Here is a 4,486-nt window from a genome sequence, read left to right as displayed (position 1 = left end):
GACCGTCGCACTTAAAGCATGTGCGGCGGTCTCGTATTTTATTTTGCGGCCGCTTTCTCGCAGGGGGGTTATTCATATACGCCTAATTACCTCTTCGCTCGCCTCGAATACTTCTTCTAAGGGGTTTTACGAATGATAAAGCGCCTGCGCACGGGTTTTGTGCGCAGGCGCTTTTCGTATGCTTCTTTCGGCTTACTGCAATGCCGTTTTCAGCGTCTCCATATTCTTTTTCATGGTGTCGATATAGGCGTTGATTGCTTTATCGTCGGATTCGCCCGTGACGACGGGATCCAACGTGTAGATCTTTGCGCCTGTTTCGCGAGCGATGGTTTCAGCAGCGCTCGGGGAGTACTGTGGCTCGGTGAAGAGAACTTTGACGGGGAGCTTATTGACTTGCTCGACGGTCGCTTGCAGTTCGGCAGGCGTCGGCTCGGTGCCCGGCTCTCGTTCGACGACGCTGATGATGTTGAGACCGAATTCCTTGGCGAAGTAGGGGAAAGCTTCGTGGAAGGTTACGATGTCTTTGTTCGGCACGTTGTCGAGTGCGGCGTGCATCTCGGCTTTGAGCGATTCGAGCTTTTTGATATAGGCGTTGGCGTTTTTCTCGTAGGCGTCGGCATGTTTGGGATCAGCCGCCTTGAGCTGTTCGGCGATGTTTTTCACCTGCAGGATTGCATCGGTGACGCTGAGCCAAACGTGCGGATTTTCTTCATCGCCGTCTTTGAGAAGCTCGATGCCCTTGGAAGCGTCGATGACTTTGAGGTTCTTCTGCTGCGTGACGACTTTGTCGAGGAAGCTTTCCATGCCCGCGCCGTTGATGACGAAAGCATCGGCTTTTTCGAGCGTTTTCATGTCCTCGGTCATAAGTTGGTAGTCGTGCAGGCAGCCCGTCTGCGGTTTCGTCATATTGGTGACGGTCACGCCGTCGATGCCCTGCGTGATGTTGAGGGTGGCGACGTACATGGGGTAGAAGGACGTGACGATATGGAAGGAGCCGTCCTTGCCGCCGCCTGCCGTGTTTGCGCCCCCGCAGCCCGTGAGAAACAGGCAGAGTGCAGCAAGCAGGCAGAAGAGTGTGTTTTTACGTTTCAAAAGAATGACCTCCTGTGCGTGGGGAATGATTCCCCTTGAATAGTAATTTTACTATTTGATAGAATAGCACAGGAGTTTCTGTTTGACAAGAGATTATTTCTCATGCGATGCGGAATTTTCGAAGATTTTTTACTGACAATCTTTGCAGATGCCGTAAAATTCGAAGATATGACCCGTGATGCGAAAGCCTTTTTTCTCGGCTTCTTTGATGTAGGCATCCTGCATGGGGCAGATGTCGACGCACTCCGTTTTTCCGCATTCCGTACAGACGAGGTGGTGATGGTGATGTCCCGGCGCAAGAATCTCGTAGACGTTTCCTGCCGTACGGTAGATCTCATGAATGACGCCGAGTTCTGAGAGGAGTGCAAGGTTGCGGTAGATGGTGTCGAGGGAGACGTTGGCATGTTTCTTGTGTACGGCTGCAAGCAGCTGCTGTGCGGTGGGAAAGGGGTCACATTCCAAGAAAGCATCCAGTACGGCGCGTCGCTGTGGTGTCAGCTTATAGCCCTTGGAGCGCAAGAGGGCAAGGTGATCTTCTGTCATGAGAACCTCCTTTTGTCGAGGGTGGATGCGTCTTTTTCGGGCGGCATGGATATATTCTGCCATGCGGTTTTGGCGCAGTCGTTCACGATCTCTGCGTCGGTAAATCTGCACGAATCGGACGGAGTTCATTTTATCCGCGCTTTTTGGATTCGTGTTTCCTTAGAATCATAGCATAATTGGAAGAAAAGAGATAGAGTAGAAAAGAAGAAAGTATTGACTTCTTGAAGGTTCGTAGTAGAATGACGATATAGGAAACCGATGGCTTTCTAAAGGAGGAGTTTTTATGTCGTTTCTTGATTTGGCGAAAAAGCGCTATTCTTGCCGCAAGATCTCGGCGCGGCCGGTGGAGGATGAGAAACTTCAGAAGATTTTAGAGGCGGGCGATCTTGCGCCTACTGCACACAACAATCAGCCGTTTCATATCTGGCTTCTTGAGAGCGCTGAGGCGATGCAGAAGGTTTCACAGACGACGTCGTTCATCTTCGGCGCCCCTGTCGCTTTCGTCGTGGGAAGCAAGGCAGAGAGCGCCTGGGTGCGGCCTTTTGATAAGAAGAACTTCGCGGACGTGGACGCGAGCATTGCGGCGACGCATATCATGCTGGCGATCGAGGATCTGGGGCTTGGCACGACGTGGGTCGCGCATTTTGATGCACCGAAGCTCAAGGAGCTTTTTCCCGAGATGGCAGATTACGAGCTTGTGGCGATATTCCCTGTCGGCTATCCCGCGGAGGACGCCGCACCGTCGCCGCGCTTTCTGATCGGCTTTGAAAGTACGAATCGTTGCAGAGCGTCAGGCATAGCAGGCGCGATTTTGCCAGATGATACGTGTTTCCCTAAGCGTGCAGGAAAAGCCGCCTTTCGTTGAGAGGCGGCTTTTTTCATGGATGATGGAGAGTATTCTTGCAGGTTATTTCGCCCGTTCTCGGAGCATGGCGATTTCTTTTGCGTATCCGGCATCGTCGTTTGGCGTTTCCAAGATGAAAGGCAGATGACGAAGTTTCGGGTGGCGGATGATACGCGTCAAGGCTTCAAGCCCGATTTTTCCTTCGCCGATGCGGGCATGGCGATCTTTGTGTGCGGCGCGTGGATTGAGACTGTCGTTCAAATGGACGGCATGGAGGCGAGAAAGCCCGATCGTACGATCAAATTCTTCGAGGACGCCATCGAGATTGTCCGCGATGTCATAGCCTGCATCCCAGACATGGCAGGTATCGAGACAGACGCCGAGTTTTTCTGCACATTCCACGCGCTCGATGATAGCGGCGATCTCCTCGAAACTGCGTCCGACTTCCGTGCCTTTGCCCGCCATCGTTTCTAAGAGGACGGTCGTCTTTTGTGCAGGGCGCAGAACATCGTTCAAGAGTTCGGCGATCAGGTTGACGCCTTTTTCTGCGCCCTGCTGCACATGGCTGCCGGGATGAAAGTTGTAAAAGGTGTTGGGGATGTGTTCTAAACGTGAGAGATCGTCCGCCATCGCTTCGCGTGCAAACGTACGAATGTTCTCCTTTGCGGCGCAGGCGTTCAGCGTATAGGGGGCATGGGCGACGAGTGTACCGATGCCGTGTTCTTCGCGGTAGACAGAAAAAGCGCGGACATCATCGGGGTCGAGTGGTTTCGCGCTGCCGCCGCGCGGGTTGCGTGTGAAGAAGGCGAATACATCGGCGCCGAGCTGCGTTGCCGTCTTGCCCATGACGAGAAAACCGCCGGCAGATGACAAGTGGCAGCCGATGTGAAGCATTTGAGGTGTCTTTTGCATGTTTGACTCCGTTTCTATGAGATGATGAGGCTATGCGCGTGCCGTGCGTTTTCGGCTCTTCTTTTTGGGCGGGGTTTTCTGATGCTTTTTCAGTCCGAGCCAGACGAAGAAAAAGAGCGCGATGGTAAAAGCGACGAGGCTTGTCATCTGTGCAGATTTGAAAAGACCGAGAACAAGTTCATTGTAATCGCCTCGCAGGTATTCGAGGAAGAAACGCGCTGCCGAGTAGAGCATGATGTAGAGCGTGAACGCCTGTCCTTTCGCATGATTCGTGGCGCGAAAGATGAGGAGAAGAGCGAAGATGAAGATGTCGAGCTGGCATTCCCAAACTTCCGCAGGCCAAAGCGGCTGATTGCCGTAGGTGTGGAACGCGAGCGTCGTTTCCGGATAGAGGATGCCGAAGGAAGAGCCTGTCGGCGCACCGAAAGCGTCGCCGTTCAGGAGATTGGCTGTGCGGCCGAGCGCCTGCCCTAAGATGATGGCGGGGGCGACGATGTCGGCGAGCGCCCATGTGTCGATGTCGTGGCGGCGTGTGTAGAGGATGCCGACGACGGCGCCGAGCAGCACGCCGCCTTGAATCGCCATGCCGCCCTGCCAGACGTTTAACAGCTCCGTCAAATGGTTTTGATAGTAGTCCCAATCGAAGAAGAATACATCCCAGAGGCGCGCGCCCAGCAGTCCCGCGATGCCGCAGTAAATGCCCATGTCGATGATATGCCCATGATAGCGGCCGTCCTGCTTTGCGAGAAAGTAGGCGACGCCCGTCGCCAAGATGATGCTGAGGCTCAAGATCAACCCGTAAGCGCGTACAGGAAAATCTCCGAGGAAGAACAAATATTGGTGCATGATATGCCTCCGTTACTGTATGATAAGGAATACAACAAGTGTATCATTTCTCTACGCCCTTTGTCCAGCATCGACGTATTCTTGACGGGGAAGATTCTTTCAAACGCGTGGGGTAAGCTAACCGCACAAACGTCTACTTCGTAGACATTGTGCGCCGCCCTTACCAGAAACTTAGCCAATCGGTCTGCGCCTATGGCTTGACCTCTTGGAGTTTCATGGTAAAATATAAAATAGGTTGTTTTGGTGAGG

The 4,486-nt window shown here is 53.2% G+C and carries 5 protein-coding genes; 1 reads left to right on the top strand and 4 read right to left on the bottom strand.

Going from position 1 to position 4,486, the window contains the following annotated elements:
* Positions 1 to 192: 192 nt before the first annotated feature.
* Together ACTTKG_RS09250 and ACTTKG_RS09245 are read right to left on the bottom strand one after the other, a co-directional pair.
* Entirely contained in the window at positions 193 to 1,092 is a 900-nt protein-coding gene (locus ACTTKG_RS09250; RefSeq protein ID WP_442673919.1) for a metal ABC transporter substrate-binding protein, read from the bottom strand.
* A gap of 129 nt (positions 1,093 to 1,221) precedes the next feature.
* The gene (locus tag ACTTKG_RS09245; RefSeq protein ID WP_442673918.1) at positions 1,222 to 1,635 is read right to left on the bottom strand and encodes a Fur family transcriptional regulator; all 414 of its coding nucleotides are present in this window, start codon (positions 1,633 to 1,635) and stop codon (positions 1,222 to 1,224) included.
* A 283-nt stretch (positions 1,636 to 1,918) separates the two neighbouring features.
* Here ACTTKG_RS09245 and ACTTKG_RS09240 point away from each other — a divergent pair, with 283 nt between their 5' ends.
* Positions 1,919 to 2,500 carry a nitroreductase family protein gene (locus ACTTKG_RS09240; protein WP_442673917.1) on the top strand — a complete coding sequence of 194 codons (582 nt, stop codon included), beginning with the start codon at positions 1,919 to 1,921 and terminating at the stop codon, positions 2,498 to 2,500.
* Between the two features lie 42 nt (positions 2,501 to 2,542).
* Here the strand turns inward: ACTTKG_RS09240 and ACTTKG_RS09235 are convergent, their stop codons facing one another.
* Positions 2,543 to 3,391 carry a deoxyribonuclease IV gene (locus tag ACTTKG_RS09235; RefSeq protein ID WP_442673916.1) on the bottom strand — a complete coding sequence of 283 codons (849 nt, stop codon included), beginning with the start codon at positions 3,389 to 3,391 and terminating at the stop codon, positions 2,543 to 2,545.
* Between the two features lie 30 nt (positions 3,392 to 3,421).
* Positions 3,422 to 4,237 (bottom strand): prolipoprotein diacylglyceryl transferase, encoded by an 816-nt coding sequence (lgt, locus tag ACTTKG_RS09230; RefSeq protein WP_442673915.1) that lies wholly within the window; start codon positions 4,235 to 4,237, stop codon positions 3,422 to 3,424.
* Positions 4,238 to 4,486 lie beyond the last annotated feature (249 nt).

Source organism: Selenomonas sp. (assembly GCF_052169755.1).
In the GTDB taxonomy this organism is placed as follows: Bacteria; Bacillota; Negativicutes; order Selenomonadales; family Selenomonadaceae; genus Selenomonas.
This window is presented reverse-complemented; position numbering and strand designations above follow the sequence as displayed.